The sequence below is a fragment of the Arthrobacter sp. PAMC25564 genome (assembly GCF_004798705.1).
Taxonomy (GTDB): domain Bacteria; phylum Actinomycetota; class Actinomycetes; order Actinomycetales; family Micrococcaceae; genus Arthrobacter.
In genome coordinates this window covers 2,777,641-2,797,587 of sequence record NZ_CP039290.1, presented here as the reverse complement: position 1 = coordinate 2,797,587, position 19,947 = coordinate 2,777,641, and the positions used below count along the sequence as shown (strand labels likewise).

General features: G+C 67.8%; 18 protein-coding genes. 8 read left to right on the top strand and 10 right to left on the bottom strand.

Annotated elements, in window-relative coordinates; genetic code table 11:
- Positions 1–5 precede the first annotated feature (5 nt).
- The 4 genes from E5206_RS13100 (at position 6) to E5206_RS13085 (ending at position 2,955) form a co-directional block, all read left to right on the top strand.
- Entirely contained in the window at positions 6–1,232 is a 1,227-nt protein-coding gene (locus tag E5206_RS13100) for a phosphoglycerate kinase (protein WP_136322867.1), read from the top strand.
- An 84-nt stretch (positions 1,233–1,316) separates the two neighbouring features.
- Positions 1,317–2,132: a triose-phosphate isomerase gene (gene tpiA / locus E5206_RS13095; protein ID WP_136322866.1), complete on the top strand. Its 816-nt coding sequence runs from the start codon at positions 1,317–1,319 to the stop codon at positions 2,130–2,132.
- Between the two features lie 49 nt (positions 2,133–2,181).
- A complete protein-coding gene (gene secG / locus E5206_RS13090; protein ID WP_136322865.1) occupies positions 2,182–2,439 on the top strand; it encodes a preprotein translocase subunit SecG in 258 nt (85 codons plus the stop codon).
- Between the two features lie 120 nt (positions 2,440–2,559).
- Entirely contained in the window at positions 2,560–2,955 is a 396-nt protein-coding gene (locus E5206_RS13085) for an RNA polymerase-binding protein RbpA (RefSeq protein WP_136322864.1), read from the top strand.
- Here the strand turns inward: E5206_RS13085 and pgl are convergent.
- The 6 genes from pgl to tkt form a co-directional block, all read right to left on the bottom strand.
- Entirely contained in the window at positions 2,908–3,726 is an 819-nt protein-coding gene (gene pgl, locus E5206_RS13080) for a 6-phosphogluconolactonase (protein ID WP_136322863.1), read from the bottom strand. The genes E5206_RS13085 and pgl overlap by 48 nt on opposite strands.
- Positions 3,716–4,657 carry a glucose-6-phosphate dehydrogenase assembly protein OpcA gene (locus tag E5206_RS13075; RefSeq protein ID WP_136322862.1) on the bottom strand — a complete coding sequence of 314 codons (942 nt, stop codon included), beginning with the start codon at positions 4,655–4,657 and terminating at the stop codon, positions 3,716–3,718. Before E5206_RS13075 ends, pgl begins: the two co-directional genes overlap by 11 nt.
- Entirely contained in the window at positions 4,654–6,213 is a 1,560-nt protein-coding gene (gene zwf, locus E5206_RS13070) for a glucose-6-phosphate dehydrogenase (RefSeq protein ID WP_136322861.1), read from the bottom strand. The genes E5206_RS13075 and zwf overlap by 4 nt, the downstream gene beginning before the upstream one ends.
- A 15-nt stretch (positions 6,214–6,228) precedes the next feature.
- Complete coding sequence (locus tag E5206_RS13065) at positions 6,229–7,866, bottom strand: glucose-6-phosphate isomerase (RefSeq protein WP_136322860.1); 1,638 nt, start codon at positions 7,864–7,866, stop codon at positions 6,229–6,231.
- A 5-nt stretch (positions 7,867–7,871) separates the two neighbouring features.
- On the bottom strand, positions 7,872–8,990 hold the full coding sequence (tal, locus tag E5206_RS13060; RefSeq protein ID WP_136322859.1) for a transaldolase: 1,119 nt from the start codon (positions 8,988–8,990) through the stop codon (positions 7,872–7,874).
- A 71-nt stretch (positions 8,991–9,061) separates the two neighbouring features.
- Complete coding sequence (gene tkt, locus E5206_RS13055) at positions 9,062–11,179, bottom strand: transketolase (RefSeq protein WP_136322858.1); 2,118 nt, start codon at positions 11,177–11,179, stop codon at positions 9,062–9,064.
- Between the two features lie 513 nt (positions 11,180–11,692).
- On the opposite strand from tkt, the gene E5206_RS13050 reads away from it, so the two are divergent.
- Complete coding sequence (locus tag E5206_RS13050) at positions 11,693–12,655, top strand: heme o synthase (protein WP_136322857.1); 963 nt, start codon at positions 11,693–11,695, stop codon at positions 12,653–12,655.
- A gap of 50 nt (positions 12,656–12,705) precedes the next feature.
- On the opposite strand, the gene E5206_RS13045 is transcribed toward E5206_RS13050, so the two are convergent.
- From E5206_RS13045 to E5206_RS13030, 4 genes are all read right to left on the bottom strand, one after another.
- A complete protein-coding gene (locus E5206_RS13045; RefSeq protein ID WP_136322856.1) occupies positions 12,706–13,350 on the bottom strand; it encodes a DedA family protein in 645 nt (214 codons plus the stop codon).
- A gap of 87 nt (positions 13,351–13,437) precedes the next feature.
- Positions 13,438–14,409, bottom strand: coding sequence for a COX15/CtaA family protein (locus E5206_RS13040; RefSeq protein ID WP_136322855.1), 972 nt, complete (start codon positions 14,407–14,409; stop codon positions 13,438–13,440).
- A 7-nt stretch (positions 14,410–14,416) separates the two neighbouring features.
- Positions 14,417–15,205 (bottom strand): ABC transporter permease, encoded by a 789-nt coding sequence (locus E5206_RS13035; protein ID WP_240689725.1) that lies wholly within the window; start codon positions 15,203–15,205, stop codon positions 14,417–14,419.
- On the bottom strand, positions 15,202–16,170 hold the full coding sequence (locus E5206_RS13030; protein WP_136322854.1) for an ABC transporter ATP-binding protein: 969 nt from the start codon (positions 16,168–16,170) through the stop codon (positions 15,202–15,204). Before E5206_RS13030 ends, E5206_RS13035 begins: the two co-directional genes overlap by 4 nt.
- Before the next feature lie 208 nt (positions 16,171–16,378).
- Between E5206_RS13030 and E5206_RS13025 the strand changes: the two genes are divergently transcribed.
- Genes E5206_RS13025 through sufD form a run of 3 tightly spaced genes read left to right on the top strand, consistent with a single transcriptional unit; the run spans position 16,379 to position 19,916 of the window.
- Positions 16,379–17,167: a helix-turn-helix domain-containing protein gene (locus E5206_RS13025; RefSeq protein WP_136324128.1), complete on the top strand. Its 789-nt coding sequence runs from the start codon at positions 16,379–16,381 to the stop codon at positions 17,165–17,167.
- The gene (sufB, locus tag E5206_RS13020; RefSeq protein ID WP_136322853.1) at positions 17,167–18,630 is read left to right on the top strand and encodes a Fe-S cluster assembly protein SufB; all 1,464 of its coding nucleotides are present in this window, start codon (positions 17,167–17,169) and stop codon (positions 18,628–18,630) included. Before E5206_RS13025 ends, sufB begins: the two co-directional genes overlap by 1 nt.
- The gene (sufD, locus tag E5206_RS13015; protein ID WP_136322852.1) at positions 18,630–19,916 is read left to right on the top strand and encodes a Fe-S cluster assembly protein SufD; all 1,287 of its coding nucleotides are present in this window, start codon (positions 18,630–18,632) and stop codon (positions 19,914–19,916) included. Before sufB ends, sufD begins: the two co-directional genes overlap by 1 nt.
- Positions 19,917–19,947: the final 31 nt, after the last annotated feature.

Below are 19,947 nucleotides of genomic sequence, written 5' to 3'. Positions count from 1 at the left end.
GACACATGACATTCCACACCCTCAACGAACTGATCGCTGATGGTGTCCGCGGGCGGTACGTTCTGGTCAGAAGTGACCTGAACGTGCCGCTCGACGGCTCTACAGTCACTGACGATGGCCGCATCAAGGCCTCCCTGCCAGTGCTGGAAAAGCTGACGGACGCCGGTGCCCGCGTGCTGGTCACAGCACACCTGGGCCGCCCCAAGGGCGCCCCCGAAGACAAGTACTCGCTCAAGCCAGCCGTCGCCCGCCTGGCCGAACTCGCCCCGTTCAAGGTTTCCCTCGCGGAAGACACTGTCGGCGGGTCCGCGAAGGCCCTGGCCGGCGCGTTGCAGGACGGCGAAGTGCTGGTCCTGGAAAACGTGCGCTTCGACGCCCGGGAGACGTCCAAGGACGACGCCGAACGCGGCGCCTTCGCGGACGAACTCGTCGCCCTCACCGGTGACAATGGCGCCTTCGTGGACGATGCCTTCGGCGCCGTGCACCGCAAGCATGCCAGCGTGTACGACGTCGCCACCCGGCTGCCGTCCTACCAGGGCGACCTGGTGCGCACAGAGGTCGAGGTGCTGCGCAAGCTCACCACGGACACTCAGCGCCCCTACGTCGTGGTGCTCGGCGGCTCCAAGGTCTCCGACAAGCTCGCCGTCATCGACAACCTGATGGGCAAGGCCGACACGATCCTGGTGGGCGGCGGCATGCTGTTCACCTTCCTCGCCGCCGAGGGCCACAAGGTCGCCGGAAGCCTGCTCGAAGAGGACCAGATCCCCGTCGTCCAGGCCTACCTGAAGCGTGCCGCCGACGCCGGGACCGAATTCGTGGTCCCCACCGACGTCGTGGTGGCCAGCAAGTTCGCGGCCGACGCAGAGCATGAGACGGTCCGTGCCGAGGCGATCGAATCCGGCAGCTTCGGCCCCCAGGGGATCGGGCTGGACATCGGCCCGGAATCGGCAGGCACCTTTGCTGAACGGATCAAGGGAGCCCGGACGGTGTTCTGGAACGGGCCCATGGGCGTCTTTGAGTTCCCGGCATTCGCCGGCGGCACCCGGGCGATCGCCCAGGCGCTCACCGAGACCGGGGCCTTCACCGTTGTGGGCGGCGGCGACTCCGCCGCAGCAGTCCGGACGCTCGGCTTCGCCGATGACCAGTTCGGCCACATTTCCACCGGCGGCGGCGCCAGCCTCGAGTACCTTGAAGGCAAGGAACTCCCGGGACTGAGCGTCCTGGACCGCTAAACCCCAGCAGCCGGCAGGGCCGCCTCGCACCACGGTGAGGCGCCCTGCCGGCTGTTCCACTGCTAAGAACTTTTTGGAGATCACGTGACAACGTCAAGCAACGGCAAATTCGATCGCACGCCCTTCATCGCAGGCAACTGGAAGATGAACATGGACCATGTCCAGGGCATCACCCTGCTGCAGAAGCTGGCCTGGACCCTGTCCGACGCCAAGCACGACTACAGCCGGGTGGAGGTCGCCGTCTTCCCGCCGTTCACCGATCTCCGGGGTGTCCAGACGCTGGTCCAGGGCGACGAGCTGAAGGTAGTCTACGGCGGCCAGGACCTCTCGCAGTTCGACTCCGGCGCCTACACCGGCGACATCTCCGGGCAGTTCCTCGCCAAACTCGGCTGCAGCTACGTCCTGGTCGGCCACAGCGAACGCCGCACCATCCACCAGGAGTCCGACGAGTTGCTCAACGCAAAGGCCAAGGCCGCCTTCCGGCACGGACTCACGCCCGTGCTGTGCGTCGGAGAGGGCCTCGAGATCCGCCAGGCCCGGACCCATGTCGGGCACACGCTCGCCCAGCTGCGCGCCGGCGTCGAAGGCCTTACCCCCGAGCAGGCAGCCGGACTTGTCATCGCCTACGAGCCCGTCTGGGCCATCGGAACCGGCGAAGTTGCCGGCCCGGAAGACGCGCAGGAAATGTGTGCAGCCATCCGGACCGAGCTTGCCTCCCTCTTCGGGGCGGACGTCGCCGCCAAGACGCGCCTGCTCTACGGCGGTTCGGTCAAGGCCAACAACGCCGCGTCCATCCTGCAGGAACGCGACGTGGACGGACTGCTGGTGGGCGGTGCCAGCCTGGACGCCGCCGAGTTTGCTAATATTGTCAGGTTCGAGAGTCACCTGTTGACGGATTAGTCCGGACACAGGTGTGGCTCCCGCAATCCAAATCTTCTGAAAGGCCGTCGTGGACGTTCTTCATGTCATCCTGCAGGTGCTCCTGGGCATCACCAGCCTCCTGCTGACCCTGCTCATCCTGCTCCATAAGGGACGTGGAGGCGGGCTGTCCGACATGTTCGGGGGCGGCATGAGTTCCGGACTGAGCTCCTCCGGCGTTGCCGAGCGGAACCTCAACCGGTTCACCGTCATCCTCGGCGTGACCTGGGGCGTCGTGATCATCGGGCTGGGACTGCTCATGCGGTTCAGCACCGGAGGCGATTCCTAGGAATTTTGTCCGAAACTTCCTGCCGCCGCTCCGGCGGTACTCCCGGCATCGGGAACTGACGAACTAAACTGTGGCTGATTGCCTGCACCATTCCGTCAGCCAAGTAGCCAGGAGTTCCCGATGCTGCATTCCGCGTCCGGTTTCAGGGGGGTCCGCGTAGGAGCCAGTGTGGGGGGCACGCCCCGGCATGAGCCATTGAACGGGGCGGCCGCACGCCAGCCGCGGATCCGGGTCTCCTATTGGTGCGCCAAGGGCCATGAGACCTCGCTCGTCTTCGCCCAGCTTCCGGAGGACCAGATCCCGGGCATCTGGGATTGCCGCCGCTGTGGCGGAACGGCCACCCGCGATGAGGCACAGTTCGCCCTTGAGGACATTCCGGCCGAGGGCTACAAGAGCCACCTTGAATACGTTAAAGAACGCCGCTCCAGCCAGGACGCCGAAGACGTGCTGGCTGGAGCGCTTGAGAGACTACGCGCCCGACGGGCCCTTCCGGACGAGCTGCTCGGGGACCCGTGAGGCTGCGTTTTCGTCGATCAGCCACAGCGTCTCGCGGCGCCCGCGCGGTCCGGCCGCTGGGACCTGCACCGGGTTGGCGCCGGCGAGGGCCAGCCCCACCGCACCGGCCTTGTCGTCGCCGGCCACCACCATCCAGACTTCTGACGCGGTGTTGATCGCCGGCAGCGTGAGGGAAACCCTGCCTGGCGGGGGCTTGGGCGAATTGCGGACGCCGACGACGGTCCGTTCCTTTTCGCGGATACCGGCCTGCTCCGGGAACAGGGAGGCGACGTGGGCATCCGGTCCAACGCCCAGCAGGACAATGTCGAAGCGCGGGAGCCTGCCCGGGTGCTCCGGACGGTCGTCGGACATATCCGCGGCGTGCTCTGCCGCGGCCGCCTCGCTGAGGCTGCGGGCGTAGTCCTCCGCAGCCTCCTCGGGCGTGGCGAAGTCATCGGAGGAGCCGGGCACATGGATCCGTGCCGGGTCCGCGTTGATGTGAGAAAGCAGCGCCTCGTCTGCCTGGCGGGCATTGCGTTCGGCGTCGTCTGCCGGTAGGAAGCGTTCGTCGCCCCACCAGAAGTTCACCTTGGACCAGTCGACGGCGGGCGCCGCCGCCGACTGGGCCACGGCCTTGAGCGAGCCGATCCCCATCGAGCCGCCGGTAAGCACCACAGTCGCCTCACCGTGTTTGTCCTGGATATCCACGAGCTTGGTGATCAGGCGGGCCGCGATCGCCGCCAGGAGGACGGTCGAGTCAGGGTGGATGCTTACTCTGGGGTCAGCGTTCACTGGGACGGACACTCCTTAGGTTGGTACGTGGAAGTCCCATAGTAATCACTTCGCCGAAGACTTCGTCCGGGTCGAGGCGGCGCAGTTCTTCGGCGAGGCAGTCCATCAGGCTGCGGCGGGGCAGGGAGATGCGTTGGGCGGGCTGGCCGGGCTGGGTGAGTTCGGCGATGGTGAGGCCGGGCCGGAACAGCTGGATGTCACCGGCGGTGCGGCACAGCCGGACGCGGCGGATCCCGGTGCCGGCGGGGTCCGCGACGATGGTCACGGGGGCGTCCAGGGCCAGGGTGAGCCAGGCCGCGAGCAGGATCGTGCTGGGGGAGTCGGACGCGCCCTCGACGGCGACGGCTGTGACGGGGGTGTCGTCGACCTGGTCCAGGGCCGCGGCGAGCTGGATCCGCCAGTTGGTCAGCCGGGTCCAGGCGAGGTCGGTGTCGCCGGCCTTGTAGGTCCGGCGGATGGTGTCCAGGGCAGCCTGGGGGTCCGCTTCGTTGGCGGAGTCGGTGATCCGGCGGTGCGCGATCCGCCCGATGGACGTCTGCCCCGCGTTTTTCGGGGCGCCGTGCGGCCACCACGCCACGATCGGCGCGTCCGGCAGCAGCAGGGCCGCGACCAGGGATTCGCTTTCGGCGGCGAGTTCGCCGTAGCCGCGGAGCAGGATCACTTCGGACGCACCGGCGTCCCCGCCGACCCGGATCTGGGCGTCCAGGCGGGTGGGCGCGCCGGCGCCGGCGTCCGCGAGGACGATGATCCGGCAGGGGTGCTCGCGGCTGGCCTGGTTGGCGGCCTCGATGGCCTCCTCCTCAAGCCCGGACTTGGTGAGGACCACGAGGGTCAGGACCCGGCCCAGGGCGATCACACCGCCCTGCTCGCGCAGCGCCATGATCTCCTTGGAGATCTTGGAGGTGGTGGTGTCGGGAAGATTTACGATCATGGCCTTCTCCAGGTGCGTCCGTCGCGGGCCAGCAGCTCATCGGCCGAGGCGGGGCCCCAGGATCCCGGGGCGTAGGGTTCGGGTTGTTCGTCCAGGGCGGCCCAGTAGTCCTCGAACGGGTCCAGGATCTTCCAGGACAGTTCCACTTCCGCGTGCCTGGGGAACAGCGGCGGTTCCCCCAGGAGCACGTCGAGGATGAGCCGTTCGTAGGCTTCCGGGCTGGACTCGGTGAAGGAGTGGCCGTAGCCGAAGTCCATCGTGACGTCGCGGACCTCCATCTGGGTGCCCGGGACCTTGGAACCGAAGCGGATCGTGGCGCCTTCATCGGGCTGGACCCGGATCACGACGGCGTTCTGCCCGAAGTCGTCCTCGCCGTGGTCCGTGAAGAGCAGGTTCGGTGCGCGCTTGAGCACCACGGCGATCTCGGTCACCCGCCGGCCCAGGCGTTTGCCGGCCCGCAGGTAGAACGGCACACCGGACCAGCGCCGGGTGTTGATGTCCACCCGGATCGCGGCGAACGTCTCGGTCTTGGAATCGGCCGGGATGCCCTTCTCCTCGAGGTAGCCCAGGACCTGTTCGCCGCCCTGCCAGCCGCCGGTGAACTGGCCGCGGGCCGAGTGGGTGGACAGGTCCGCGGGGAGCTTGACCGCGGCGAGGACCTTTTCCTTCTCGGCACGCAGGTCATCGGCGTTGAAGGAGATCGGCTCCTCCATCGCGGTCAGCGCGAGCAGCTGCAGCAGGTGGTTCTGGATCACGTCCCGGGCCGCGCCGACGCCGTCGTAGTACCCGGCCCGGCCGCCGGTGCCGATGTCCTCGGCCATGGTGATCTGGACATGGTCCACATAGTTCGCGTTCCACAGCGGCTCGAAGAGCTGGTTCGCGAAGCGCAGCGCCAGGATGTTCTGCACCGTCTCCTTGCCCAGGTAATGGTCGATCCGGAAGACCGCGTCCGGCGGGAACACCGACTCGACAATGCCGTTGAGCTGCCGGGCCGAGGCCAGGTCGTGCCCGAACGGCTTCTCGATCACCACCCGCCGCCACTTCCCGTCCTCGGCCTGGGCCAGCCCGTGTTTGGAGAGCTGGCGGCAGACCAGCTCGAAGGCCTTCGGCGGGATGGACAGGTAGAACGCGTGGTTGCCCCGCGTGCCGCGCTGCCCGTCGAGCTCATCGAGCGTGGCGGTCAGCCGCTCGAAGGCGGCGTCGTCGTCGAACTCGCCCTGGACGAAGCGGATGCCCGCGGCGAGCTGCTCCCACACCGTTTCATCGAACGGGGTCCGGGCATAGGCCTTCACCGAGGCCTTCACCTCCGCGGCGAAGTCCTCGTCCTCCCACTCCCGCCGGGCGAAGCCCACCAGGGCGAAGCTCGGCGGCAACAACCCCCGGTTCGCCAGGTCATAGACGGCAGGCATGAGCTTCTTACGGGCAAGATCCCCCGTGACCCCGAAGAGGACCAGCGACGACGGCCCGGCGATCCGGTTCAGGCGGCGGTCGCGCGGATCCCGGAGCGGGTTACGCGCCCGGCCCCCCGACCGGGTGCCGTTGTAGGTTTTTGGCATGGTTGAGTGGGTGCCTTAGCTTTTGGTGGAGGGTGCTGCCTGGCCGGCCAGCGAAGTGACGAGGTCCTGCAGCTGCAGGACGCCCGCAGCGCGGTCGGTCAGGTGCAGCCGGAGGACGGGCCGGCCGTGTTCGGACAGGACCTGGGCGTCCCCGGCGGCCTGGGCCGAGATCAGCTCGCCGAACGTGAAGGGACGGTCCGGGATCGCGAGATCCGTGGCGGACGAGGCCGTCACCTGCAGGAAGACGCCGATCGCGGGTCCGCCCTTGTGGAACTGGCCGGTGGAGTGCAGGAAGCGCGGGCCCCAGCCGAACGTGACGGGACGGCCGCTGAGCGCGGCCAGCTGGTCCCGGACGCCTTCCAGCGGGGCGTAGGCGAGACGGTCGAAGTAGGCCTGGACGCTGAGGTAGCCGTCGTCGCCGAGTTCTGCGAGCAGGGCGCTGACGGCCTCCGCGGCGGTGGCCGAGGTGCCGAGCCAGTCGCCGCCGCGGACCTCGATGGCGCCGTCGGTGAATCGGGCGGGCGTCGGTTCGGGCTGGGCGTCGAGCAGTCCGCGGGCGGCCACCTTGGCGGCCTCCACGTCGGGCTGGTCGAAGGGGTTGATGCCGAGCAAGCGGCCGGCCACGGCGGTGGCGAACTCCCACGTCATCATCTGGGTGGGCAGGCCGCCGGCAATGGCGACCTCGTTCTCACCGAGCTGTACGTCGTCGGCGTCGGCCGCAACGAGCCGGATGACCAGCACATCGGGGGCGCCGAGGGTGGCCTCGGGCGAGGCCGGGCCGGCGACGACCGGCAGCACGCCGGTGCCCAGCTTGCCGGTGGATTCGGCGATGAGCTGTTCGGCCCAGTCCGCGAAGCCGACGATCCCCGAGCCGTCCTCGGCGATCACGATCTTGTTGCGCAGCGGGTTGGTGCCGCCCAGCGCGGTGCCCAGGGCCAGTCCGATGTTGTCCTCCGAGTCATCGTTGAGGACCTCGGCGGCTTCCTCGGCCTCATCCAGGAACGCCTGGATGTCGACGCCGGCCAGCCCGCAGGGGACCAGGCCGAAGGCGGTGAGGGCGGAGTAGCGTCCGCCGACGTTCGGGTCGGCGTTGAAGACTGCCCGGTAGCCAGCCTCGCGGGAGGCCTTGTCCAGCGGCGAGCCCGGATCGGTGACGATGATGATCCGGCTCTTCGCGTCGACGCCGGCCTCGGTGAAGGCATCCTCGAAGATCCGCCGCTGGGAGTCGGTTTCCAGCGTGGAGCCGGACTTCGAGGACACCACGATCGCCGTCTCGGCCAGGCGGTCCGCCAGGGCGGCGCCGACCTGTTCAGGGTCGGTGCTGTCCAGCACGGTCAGTTCGACGCCGGCGGTGCCGGCGATGACCTCGGGGGCCAGCGAAGAGCCGCCCATGCCGCAGAGCACGATCCGGGTGACGCCCTCGGACCGCAGGGCGTCCCGGAGTGCCAGGATGTCAGCCACGAGCGGCTGGGAAACGGTGGCCGCCTCCACCCAGCCGAGCCGGACGGAAGCCTCAGCCTCGGCGTCGGGTCCCCACAGGGTGGCGTCCTTGGCGAAGATCCGGGTGGCAACCCGGTCCTCCAGCAGGGCGGGCAGGTGCTGGTCGTGGGCCTGGCGGGCGGCGCCGGTGGCGTCGTAGCTGAGAGTCGTCATGTGCGTCAGGCGTCCTTCCGTGCGGCGGCGAGGGCTGCCTCGACATCGGCGAGGAGTTCCTTCCAGCTGGCGACGAACTTGTCGAGGCCTTCGGATTCGAGCACGGCGACGACCTCGTTGTAGGAGATGCCGAGGGCGTCAAGGGCGTTGAGGGTGGTGTTGGCGTCGTCGTAGCCGGAGCTGATGGTGTCACCGGTGACCACGCCGTGGTCGAAGGTCGCGTCGAGGGTCTTCTCCGGCATGGTGTTCACGACGCCGGGAGCGACGAGTCCGGTGACGTACAGGGTGTCCGGGTACGCCGGGTCCTTGACGCCGGTGGAGGCCCAGAGCGGGCGCTGGGGGCGGGCGCCGGCTTCGGCGAGGAGTCCCCAGCGTTCGGTGGAGAAGAGCTCCTCGTAGACCTGGTAGGCCAGGCGGGCGTTGGCCACCCCGGCCTTGCCCTTCAGCGCCCGGGCCTCGTCGGTGCCGATGGCGTTGAGGCGCTTGTCGATTTCGGTGTCCACGCGGGAGACGAAGAAGGAGGCCACGGAGTGGATCGTGGAGAGGTCATGGCCGTTTTCCTTGGCCTGCTCCAGTCCGGACTGGAAGGCATTAATGACCGCGCGGTAGCGTTCCAGCGAGAAGATCAGGGTCACGTTGACGCTGATGCCGGCGGCCAGCGTGGCGGTGATGGCCTCGAGGCCTTCAAGGGTGGCGGGGATCTTGATCAGGACGTTGTCCTTGTTGACCTGGCCGTAAAGTTCCTTGGCCTCGGTGATGGTGCCTGCGGTGTCCCAGGCGAGGCGGGGATCCACCTCGATCGACACGCGGCCGTCGACACCCTTGGTGGCTGCGGCCACAGGGGCAAAGAGATCGCAGGCATCCGCGACGTCGGTCGTTGTGATGGCGAAGACGGTCTCCTCGACACCGGCGCCGGCTGCCGCCATCTCCTGGATCTTAGCGTCGTAGTCGTGGCCGGTGGTGATGGCGGCATGGAAGATGGACGGGTTGGTGGTGACACCGACGACGTTCTTCTCTTCGATCAGCTTGCGCAGCGAGCCCGTGGCAAGGCGGCCGCGGGACAGGTCGTCGAGCCAGATGGAGACGCCGGCGTCGGACAGTTGCTGGGTGGGGGTGGTGGTCATGTCATAACTCCTGGAAGTCTGGGGCCGCCGCCTTCAGTCGGGGCGGCGGCCCGGAAAGCGTGAAGTTCGGATCAGTTGGTGAGGCTGGCCAGGGATTCCCTGGCTGCGGCGGTGACGGCTTCGGCGGTGATGCCGAATTCCTGGAAGAGGCGCTTGTAGTCCGCGGAGGCACCGAAGTGCTCAAGGCTGATGGAGCGGCCGGCGTCGCCGACGAATTCCTTCCAGCCCAGGGCCAGGCCTGCTTCGACCGAGACGCGTGCCTTGACTGCGGCTGGCAGGACGGCGTCGCGGTAGGCGGCGTCCTGCTTGTTGAACCATTCCACACACGGCATGGACACCACCCGGGTGGGGATGCCTTCGGCCTGGAGGGCTTCGCGGGCGTTCACGGCCAGCTGGACCTCGGAGCCGGTGCCGATCAGGATGACCTGCGGCCCGGCGGTTTTGCCGTTGACGGAGGCCTCGGCCAGGACGTAGCCGCCCTTGGCGACCCCCGCGGTGGAGCCGAAGGTGTCGCCCTCGGCGTCGCCCTCGCCGCGGGCGTAGGTGGGGATGTTCTGCCGGGTCAGCACGATGCCGGCAGGGTTTTCGTGGTTTTCGAGCATGACCTTCCAGGCCACGGCGACCTCGTTCGCATCTCCCGGGCGGACGACGTCCAGGCCCGGGATGGCCCGCAGCGAGGCGAGCTGCTCCACCGGCTGGTGGGTGGGGCCGTCCTCGCCCAGGCCGATCGAGTCGTGCGTCCAGACGTACAGCGACGGGACGCCCATGAGGGCGCCGAGGCGGATCGCCGGGCGCTGGTAGTCACTGAAGATCAGGAAGGTGCCGGAGAACGCGCGGGTCCCCCCGTGAAGGCTGATCCCGTTCACGATCGAGGCGGCGGCGTGTTCGCGGATGCCGAAGTGCAGCACCCGGCCGTAGGGGTTGCCCTTCCACGCGTTTGTCTGCTTGGACGCGGGGATGAAAGAGGGGGAGCCTTCGATCGTGGTGTTGTTGGATTCGGCGAGATCGGCAGAGCCGCCCCACAGTTCGGGCATGACCGGGCCGATGGCGTTCAGGACCTTCCCGGATGCGGCGCGGGTGGAGACGTCCTTGCCGGCTTCGAAGACCGGGAGGGCGGCGTCGAGTTCGGCCGGGAGCTTGCGGGCTTCGACGCGTTCCAGCAGCGCGGCGCCCTCGGGGTTGGACGCCTGCCAGGCCTCGAAGCCGGTCTGCCATGCCCGGCGGGCCGCTGCGCCGCGGGCGCCGGCTTCACGGGTGTGGGCCAGGACGTCGTCGTCGACCTGGAAGGACCGCTCCGGGTCAAAGCCGAGGACCTTCTTCAGTCCCGCGACTTCCTCAGCGCCCAGGGCGGAGCCGTGGATCTTGCCGGTGTTCTGCTTCTTCGGGGAAGGGTAGCCGATGATGGTGCGCAGCGAGATGATGGACGGCTTGTCCGTCTCGGCCTTGGCGGCCACGAGGGCGGCGTGCAGTTCGGCCACATCCTCCTTGTACTCCCCGGTCCGGGTCCAGTCCACGCGCTGGGTGTGCCAGCCGTAGGCCGCGTAGCGGGCCAGGACATTCTCGGTGAAGGCGATGTCGGTGTCGTCCTCGATGGAGATGTGGTTCTCGTCGTAGATCACGACAAGGTTCCCGAGCTCCTGGTGCCCGGCCAGCGAGGACGCCTCGGAGGTCACGCCTTCCTGCAGGTCGCCGTCGGAGGCAATCACCCAGATCGTGTGGTCAAACGGGGACGTGCCCGGGGCGGCGTCGGCGTCGAACAGGCCGCGCATGCGGCGCTGGGAGTACGCGAACCCGACGGCGGAGGCCAGGCCCTGGCCGAGCGGTCCGGTGGTGATCTCCACGCCCGCGGTGTGCTTGTATTCCGGGTGCCCCGGAGTCAGCGAGCCCCAGGTCCGCAGCGCCTGAAGGTCTTTCAGCTCCAGGCCGTAGCCGGACAGGAACAGCTGGATGTACAGGGTCAGCGAGGTGTGTCCGGGGGACAGGACGAACCGGTCACGTCCCAGCCAGTCCGGGTTCGCCGGGTCGTGCCGCATCATCTTCTGGAAGAGGAGGTACGCGGCCGGGGCGAGGCTCATGGCGGTTCCGGGGTGGCCGTTGCCGACCTTCTCCACGGCATCGGCGGCCAGCACCCGGACAGTGTCCACGGCGCGCTGGTCCAAGGTGGTCCATGACAGTTCTTGCTCTTCCAAATGTGGCACGAAAACCGGGCCCCTCTCTGTGCTGACGGCGGGTAGTACGGCCGGTCCCAGCCCGGGCACAGTTCGGTGCCCGCTGCGGTTCGTACCAGCCGTTCACCATCGAAACGTTTGTCTTGCACTCAGGCGCATCTGCAACTGCACTGGTGCAGGTAGCTTATGCAGATAAGGGGAGTAGCCCTTTCAGGCTATGACCCCTGTGCGCTGATCTGCAGACAGCTTAGCCCTATTCAACCCTCCGGGTGGCGTATATCTCACCTAATGGACCGGAGTTTCGCTTATATGAATCACCGCCGGCCCCGGCGGGTGGTGAGCCCGTGTTAACCCGCCGGAATCACGGCACCATTGTCCCGGCCATGCGGCGGACCCCGGCGCCGCGAGCACCACGGTATGATGGGTCGAGGCTTCCAACGGGGTCGAGGACGCGCGCGTGCGCTGTGCGCGGACCCCGCCCGATGCAATGTGCGTTGAGAAAACCAGCCGGACTGAACAGCCAGACAGAACAGAGTGACTGCCACCGTGAGCACAACAGAAACGCCGCTGAACACCTCCCCGATCCCGGGAAGAACCGGCTTCGGCCGCAAAGCCAAGGCATATCTGGCGCTTACGAAGCCCCGTGTCATTGAACTCCTGCTGGTCAGCACCTTGCCCACGATGATCTACGCGCAGCGCGGCTTCCCCTCGGTCGGGCTGATCCTGGCGACGCTGGTGGGCGGGGCCTTCGCGGCCGGTAGCGCCGGCGCCTTCAACTGCTACCTTGACCGCGATATCGACAAGCTTATGCACCGCACCGAGAACCGGCCCCTGGTCACGGGCGAGGTCACGCCGCGGGAAGCCCTCGTCTTCTCCTGGCTGCTCGGGGCGGCAGCGATCGCCATCCTCTGGTTCGGGGCCAATCCGCTCTCCGCCTGGCTGGGCCTCGGCGCGATCGTCTTCTACGTGGTCATCTATACGATGATCCTCAAGCGCCGCACCGCGCAGAACATTGTCTGGGGCGGCGCCGCGGGCTGTTTCCCGGTCCTGATTGCCTGGGCGGCAGTGACCAACACGGTGCAATGGCCCGCCATTGTGCTCTTTATGGTGATCTTCCTCTGGACACCGCCGCACTACTGGCCGCTCTCCATGCGCTACGGCGAGGACTACCGCAACGCCAACGTGCCGATGCTCGGCGCGATCGCGGGCGCCAAGGTCGTTTCGGTCCAGGTTGTCCTTTACGCCTGGGCCATGGTGGCGTGCTCGCTGCTGCTGATTCCGGCTGGCCGCGCGGGCTGGGTCTACACCGTCACCGCCGTCGTTGCCGGCGGCTGGTTCCTCTACGAATCGCACGCGCTCCACACCCGCGCCCAGGGCGGGGACGTCTCCAACAAGGGCGCGATGAAGGTCTTCCACGGCTCCATCAGCTACCTGACGCTGCTGTTCATCGCCCTGGCCGTCGATCCTTTCGTGGGTCCGGCCGTCATGGGCGGCTAGCTGTTCCCTGCCCCTGCCCCTGCTCCTGCGCAACAGCAACGCGGGGTCACTTACGGCCCATCCCGGCGCTCCGGATGGGCCGTAAGTGACCCCGCGTTGTTTCTGCCGCGGCGGATCCGCCAGATCACGACGGCGACCAGGGCGGCCAGCACGACGCCGGCGGTGATGTCCCGTCCGGCAATCCTGGCCACGGCCTCATAGGAATTGCCGGCAAAGAAACCAAGCAGCACACAGCCGGCACCCCAGACCAGGCCCCCGGCGGCATTGAAAGCCAGGAAGCGCGGATAGTGCATTTGTGAGGTCCCGGCCAATGCCGGCATGACGGCCCGGAAGAAGGCAACAAAGCGGCCGAGGAAGACGGCGGAACCGCCGCGGCGCCGCAGCAAGTCCTGCGCCCTGTCCAGCTTCTCGCGCCGCTTCCTCAGGGGCCTTGATTCAAGCAATCTCGGGCCGAACCGTTTGCCCACTTCGTAGCCGACGGTGTCGCCGACGACGGCGGCCAGGACCACGACGGCCATCATGGCCCACAGCGCGACCTCGCCACGGCTCGCGACGACGCCGCCCAGTACGGCGGCGGTCTCGCCGGGGAGGACGAATCCGATGAACAGCGCGTCCTCGGCGAAGACCAGGAATCCCACGATCGCGAAGGCCAGGCCCGGGCTGATGTTCAGGACGCTCTCCACGAACGCATTCACCGAAAGCGCCCTCCTCTGCCCGGGACCGGCCCCGCTGCCCTGCACCGGCCGCGCCGCATCAGGGGGCCCGGAAACCGGCTGCTCAGGTTATTTCACAACTCTATTGGACTGCGTCAATCCCGTCGGGCTGAAACGGGCGAGGTCTGCGGCGTTGGTGGTGGCGCCCATGAGCAGCGCGGCGCCGAGCATGTGGGCGCCCACCAGCAACGCGGGGATGCCGTTGTAGTACTGGGTGAAGCCGATGACGGCCTGGAGCAGGGTGACGCCGAGCAGCAGGAACACCGCGGTGCGGAACGGTCCCGCAATCCGGCCACGGAGCACCAGGAATAAGCCGAACAGGGCCCCGGCCGTGACCAGATAGGCCGGCACGGCGTGGATGTGCGAGAAAAGATCCCAGTCCAGGTCATTGCGCGGCGCATCGGCGTCGCCCGCGTGCGGGCCCGCCCCCGTCACAATGACACCCAGGCAGACGGCCACGGCGGAGAAGAGTGCGACGGCGTTCATCACCGGACGCGCGACGCCCGGCAGCGCGGCAAGTTCCGCGGTCCGCGCTTTGCCGGTGCGGCCGTACGCACGGTTGACCAGCAGGGTCGCCAGGACAACGAGCGCCATGGAGACGAGGAAGTGCAGGCCCACCACCCAGGGATTGAGGCCGGTGAGCACCGTGATGCCGCCGATGATGGCCTGCACCGGGATGCTCGCAAGCAGGCCAAAGGCGAGCAGGAAGAGGTCGCGACGTTCCTTGCGCAGCTTCCACAGGTAGACCAGCATCATCACCGCGACGGCGGCGAGGGCGAACGTCAGCAGCCGGTTGCCGAATTCGATGAATCCGTGGATGCCCATTTCCGGGGTATTCACCAGCGAGCCGTCGGTGCAACGCGGCCAGGTGGGGCAGCCCAGGCCCGATGCGGTGAGGCGGACGGCACCGCCGGTCACCACGAGGACGATCTGGCCGATCAGGGACAGCACCGCCAGGCGCTTCACCGTCCGATCGACGGTGACGGGCAGCCGGGACGTGATCCGGGAGACGATCCGGGGAGTGCGTGACGCCGTGCTCACAGTTTTCTCAATTCCATTTGAACCAACGGGTTGCTGCGCCGCCGGCCAACGCCGTCCAGAGCAGCAGGACAAGCACGGAACCAGCGTTGACGCTGCCGTGCAGGAAGGCATCCCTCAGCGCCTGCCCGAGCGCGCCGGAAGGCAGGAAATGCACCACGGCCTGGGCCAGGGCGGGCAGCCGTTCGGCCGGGATGACGATGCCGCCGAGGGCCCCCAGCAGGATCCACAGCAGGTTGGTGATCGCGAGGGTCGCCTCCGGCCGGACGGTGCCGGCCACGAGCAGCCCCAGGGCCGTAAAGGACGCGGCGCCCAGCACCAGCAGGGCCAGCCCCGGCAGCCACCCCAGCGGATCGGGCCGCCAGCCCAGCGGCAGCGCCACCGCGGTGACCACGAGGACCTGCAGGAGCAGCACTGCCAGCACGGCGAGGATCTTGCCGGCGATGAGTCCGGTGCGGCCCAGGGGAGTGGTGGAGAGGAAGCGGAGGACGCCGTACCGGCGGTCGAAGCCGGTGGCGATCCCCTGTCCGGTGAAGGCGGTCGACATCGCACAGAGGGCCAGGATGCCCGGGACAGCGACGTTGATCCGGCTGGAGCCGAGTCCGTCCAGCAACGGCGTGACCGTGAGGCCCACCATCGCCAGCAGCGGCAGGACCACCGCGAGGATCAGCTGTTCGCCGTTCCGGATCATCGTGACGGTCTCATACCTGCCCTGCAGCAGGATCCTGCGCAGCAGCGGCGCGGGCGCGCTGCCCAGTACAGGACCGTCCATTGACGGACTGCCAGGAACGGTGGTCATCGGATCTCCCTTCCGGAGATGTCCAGGAAGACGTCTTCGAGGCTGCGGGCTTCGAGGCTCATGGATGTGGGCATGATGCCGCGCGCCGCCCACCAGGCGGTCAGGGCGGCCAGATCGGACGGGGTGAGGGCGCCCGTGGCGGCGTAGCTTCCGGCGCGGGCTTCCTTGACGTCGACGGCGTCGGGCAGCACCCCGGTGAAGTCCAGCCCCGGTTCGGCCTCGAACAGGAGCGTCCTGACACGCTGCTCGCCGGACCCGTGCGGCAGCTCATGCTGCAGCAGCTGGGCAACGGTTCCCTCGGCCACATTCCGGCCGGCGTCGATGATGTAGACGTAGTCGGCGAGGCGCTGGGCGTCGTCCATCAGGTGGGTGGTCAGGATGATCCCCATGCCGCGGTCGCGGAGTTCCGAGATGAGCTCGAACACCAGCTGCCGTGACTGCGGGTCCAGGCCGGCGCTCGGCTCGTCCAGGAAGAGCACCTCGGGGTTCCCTGCCAGGGCAGCGGCGAGGGCGAGGCGCTGCTTCTGGCCGCCGGACAGGCGGCGGACCGAGGTGCGGCTGAAGCTGTCGATCCCAAGGCGCCGGATCAGGTCCTCGACCGGCCACGGGTCCTGGTACATTCCGGCGATGTGCCTGAGCAGGGGAATCGGCCGGGCCGACGGCGGGAGCCCGCCGTCCTGGAGCATCACGCCGACCCGCGCCCGGAGTCCGGCGCCGGCCGTGTCCGGGTCCTGGCCGAGCAGGCTGATACTGCCGGCGGTGCGTTTCTGCAGTCCCTGGGCGCATTCGATGGTGGTCGTTTTGCCGGCGCCGTTGGCTCCCAGCAGCGCGGTGATCTGCCCCCGTTCGGCGACGAGGGAAATGCCGCTGACCACCCGCAGCATCTTGCCGTCGAGGGTGGGCAGCGGGCCTACATCCTTGACTAGCCCGCTGATGGACAGGACGGGGGATTCGGGGGATCGCACCACAGCATTCTACGTGATGTAGTACGCGGCGGGCCGGCACCCGCACTGGAGCATCAGGCTGCCATGGCCGGAGGGAAGCCATGCCTTACTGGATCGCGGGAGTAAATTACGACATGATTGTGTTGTGTATTCCATGAGCCCGTCTATTTCTGTTGCCCTCTCCGGACCTGACGACCCGCGCCTTGCGCCGTCGGGCGCCTCCGCGGAAATGGCACCGAAGGCAGCTTCCGCCGCGGTCGCCTTTCCGGCGGCCGACGTCGAGGAACGCACCAGGGACCGCGTCCTCGGCGCCGTGCTGGAGCACGGCCCCATCAGCGCCGCCGAACTGGGTGAGCTGCTCGGCTTCACCCCCGCCGCCGTGCGCCGCCACCTCGACCACCTCTCGCGCGACGGCGTGATCGAGGTCAAGCGGGCAGCCCGCGCCGGTGCCGGAGCCGGACGTCCGGCCCGCCGCTATGTCCTCAGCTCGCAGGGCCAGTCCTCGCTCGGCGACGACTACCTTGACATCGCCACGTCCGCGCTGCGGCGCCTCAGCGAAATGGCCGGTCCGGAATCGGTCCGGGAGTTCGCCGTCGAGCGGTTCGCCACGATGGAAAGCCGCTACGCCCCGGAAATCAACGAGGCGGGTGCCGACATCACGGCACGCGCGCAGGCGCTGTCCGAGGCCTTGAGCCGCGACGGGTTTGTCGCATCGGCCGCCTCCATCGAGGCCAAGGCGCCGCTCCCGGCGGCGCTTTCCAGCGTCCAGCTCTGCCAGGGCCACTGCCCGATCCAGCAACTGGCCGCAGAGTTCCCCGTGTTCTGCGATGTGGAGACCGAAGTATTCTCCCGGCTGGTCGGCGTCGACGTGCGCCGGCTCTCCACCTTGGCGCGCGGCGGCCACGTCTGCACGACCCACATACCTACAGGACGTCCGGCGGCCAAGGGGCCCCACGGCCCGGCAGCCGCCCCGGACAACCTGGACGAAGTATCCAACCATCTGCAAGAAAGGCCGTGATGACGGACCAACTATCAGAGAACAAGGTTGCTGACTCTACTGTGATTTCGGAGATTCTGGAAAAGAATCCCGAGCTGCACGGAATCGGCACCTACGAGTACGGCTGGGCCGACAAGAACGACGTCGGCGCCAACGCGCGCCGTGGCATCAATGAGGACGTCGTCCGGGACATTTCGGCCAAGAAGAACGAGCCCGAATGGATGCTGGACCTCCGCCTCAAGGGCCTGAAGTACTTCGACCGCAAGCCGATGCCGACGTGGGGCGCCGACCTGTCCGGCATCGACTTCGACAACATCAAGTACTTCGTGCGGTCCACCGAGAAGCAGGCCGCCACCTGGGAAGACCTTCCCGAGGACATCCGGAACACCTACGAGAAGCTGGGCATCCCGGAAGCCGAACGCAGCCGCCTGGTCTCCGGCGTCGCGGCACAGTATGAGTCCGAGGTTGTGTACCACCAGATCCGCGAGGACCTGGAAGCCCAGGGCGTCATCTTCCTGGACACGGACACCGCGCTGCGCGAGCACCCGGAGATCTTCCAGGAGTACTTCGGCACCATCATTCCGGTAGGCGACAACAAGTTCGCCTCGCTGAACACGGCCGTATGGTCCGGCGGTTCCTTCGTGTACGTGCCCAAGGGCGTCCACGTGGACATCCCGCTGCAGGCCTACTTCCGCATCAACACGGAAAACATGGGCCAGTTCGAGCGCACGCTGATCATCGCGGACGAGGATTCCTACGTCCACTACATAGAAGGCTGCACCGCGCCGATCTACACCTCGGACTCGCTGCACTCCGCCGTCGTGGAAATCATCGTGAAGAAGGGCGCCCGCGTCCGCTACACGACCATCCAGAACTGGTCCACCAACGTGTACAACCTGGTCACCAAGCGCGCCATCTGCGAGGAGAACGCCACCATGGAGTGGATCGATGGCAACATCGGTTCCAAGGTCACCATGAAGTACCCGGCCGTCTACCTCGTCGGCGAAGGGGCCAAGGGCGAGACCCTGTCCATCGCGTTCGCCGGAGCAGGCCAGCACCAGGACACCGGCTCCAAGATGGTCCACATCGCGCCCAACACCAAGAGCTCGATCGTGTCCAAGTCCGTGGCCCGCGGCGGCGGCCGTGCTGCCTACCGCGGCCTGGTCCAGGTCCGCGAAGGGGCCAAGCACTCGGCCAACACGGTCCGCTGTGACGCCCTGCTGGTGGACACCATCAGCCGTTCGGATACCTACCCGTACATCGACATCCGCGAGGATGACGTCACCATGGGGCATGAGGCCACGGTCTCACGCGTCAGCGAAGAGCAGCTGTTCTACCTGATGTCCCGCGGCATGCGCGAAGACGAGGCCATGGCGATGATCGTCCGCGGCTTCATCGAGCCCATTGCCCGCGAACTGCCGATGGAATATGCCCTCGAGCTGAACCGACTGATTGAACTGCAGATGGAAGGATCGGTCGGTTAATGACTGACATCACTACTGAAAAGGCCCGCATCGGCGCGCCCTCGGCCCAGCCGTTCATCAACGGTTTCACCGAGGAAGGCGAAAGCCTTTCCCCGGTGAACGCCGCAGAGTCCAAGTCGCCGCTGGCGGGCGGGGCCGTCAAGGCCCACTCGCACGGCGGCGGCGTCGGCGTTCCGGACAGCTCACGCGCCGGCCGCCTGACCTCCTACAAACTGGCGGACTTCAAGCCACTGACCGGCATGGAGGAAGACTGGCGGTTCACCCCGCTCAAGCGCCTCCGCGGACTGCACACCGACGTCCTCAAGGGCGCCGCGCCGACCGTCAGCGTCACCGCCCCGGACAGCGTGAGCGTGGAAACCGTCGGCCGCGACGACCGCCGGATCGGTTCGGCTGCCATCCCCGAGGACCGCGTCTCAGCCAACGCCTGGGAGAACTTCTCCGAGGCCACCGTCATCACGGTTCCCGCCGAGGTCCAGGCCGACGGCGAAATCTCCGTGCTGCTGACCGGCCAAGGCACCGAAGCGTCCGCGCAGCACCTCGTGATCGTGGCGGAAAAATACTCCCGGTCCGTCGTGGTCCTGGATCACCAGGGCACCGCCGTCGTCTCGGAAAACGTGGAGATTGTCGTCGAGGAAGGCGCGCAGCTCACCGTCATCTCGCTCCAGGAATGGAACGACGACGCCGTGCACGCCTCCTCCCAGCAGGTAAAGCTCGGCCGCGACTCACGGTTCAAGCACATCGTGGTCAGCCTCGGCGGCGACCTCGTCCGCGTCACGCCGTCGGCACGCTTCACCGCCCCGGGGGCGGAAGTCGAACTGTTCGGCCTGTACTTCGCCGACGCCGGCCAGCACCTCGAGCAGCGCCTGTTCGTGGACCACGCCGTGGCGAACTGCAAGTCCAACGTGCTCTACAAGGGCGCACTCCAGGGCCGCAATGCGCACACCGTGTGGGTGGGTGACGTCCTGATCCGCAAGGAGGCAGAAGGCACCGATACCTACGAGGCCAACCGCAACCTGGTCCTGACCGACGGCGCCCGCGCGGACTCCGTGCCGAACCTCGAAATCGAGACCGGCCTGATCGCCGGCGCCGGCCACGCCAGCGCCACCGGACGCTTCGATGACCAGCACCTGTTCTACCTGATGGCCCGCGGCATCCCGGAAGAGGTGGCCCGCCGGCTGGTGGTCCGCGGCTTCCTGAACGAGATCATCCAGCAGATCAAGGTGCCGGCCATCGAAGAGCGCCTGACGGCGGCTGTCGAGCGCGAACTCGCTGCGACGAACCACTAGTGCGCAGCACCAGAGGACACAGGAAAGCATC

What these genes read in the sequence shown, in the direction of transcription:
- sufB (WP_136322853.1), top strand. Translation starts at nt 17,167, where the DNA reads ATGACGGACCAACTATCAGAGAACAAGGTTGCTGACTCTACTGTGATT.
- E5206_RS13035 (WP_240689725.1), bottom strand. Translation starts at nt 15,205, where the DNA reads ATGACCACCGTTCCTGGCAGTCCGTCAATGGACGGTCCTGTACTGGGC.
- E5206_RS13065 (WP_136322860.1), bottom strand. Translation starts at nt 7,866, where the DNA reads ATGACGACTCTCAGCTACGACGCCACCGGCGCCGCCCGCCAGGCCCAC.
- tal (WP_136322859.1), bottom strand. Translation starts at nt 8,990, where the DNA reads ATGACCACCACCCCCACCCAGCAACTGTCCGACGCCGGCGTCTCCATC.
- E5206_RS13100 (WP_136322867.1), top strand. Translation starts at nt 6, where the DNA reads ATGACATTCCACACCCTCAACGAACTGATCGCTGATGGTGTCCGCGGG.
- sufD (WP_136322852.1), top strand. Translation starts at nt 18,630, where the DNA reads ATGACTGACATCACTACTGAAAAGGCCCGCATCGGCGCGCCCTCGGCC.
- E5206_RS13025 (WP_136324128.1), top strand. Translation starts at nt 16,379, where the DNA reads ATGGCACCGAAGGCAGCTTCCGCCGCGGTCGCCTTTCCGGCGGCCGAC.
- zwf (WP_136322861.1), bottom strand. Translation starts at nt 6,213, where the DNA reads ATGCCAAAAACCTACAACGGCACCCGGTCGGGGGGCCGGGCGCGTAAC.
- E5206_RS13075 (WP_136322862.1), bottom strand. Translation starts at nt 4,657, where the DNA reads ATGATCGTAAATCTTCCCGACACCACCACCTCCAAGATCTCCAAGGAG.
- E5206_RS13085 (WP_136322864.1), top strand. Translation starts at nt 2,560, where the DNA reads ATGCTGCATTCCGCGTCCGGTTTCAGGGGGGTCCGCGTAGGAGCCAGT.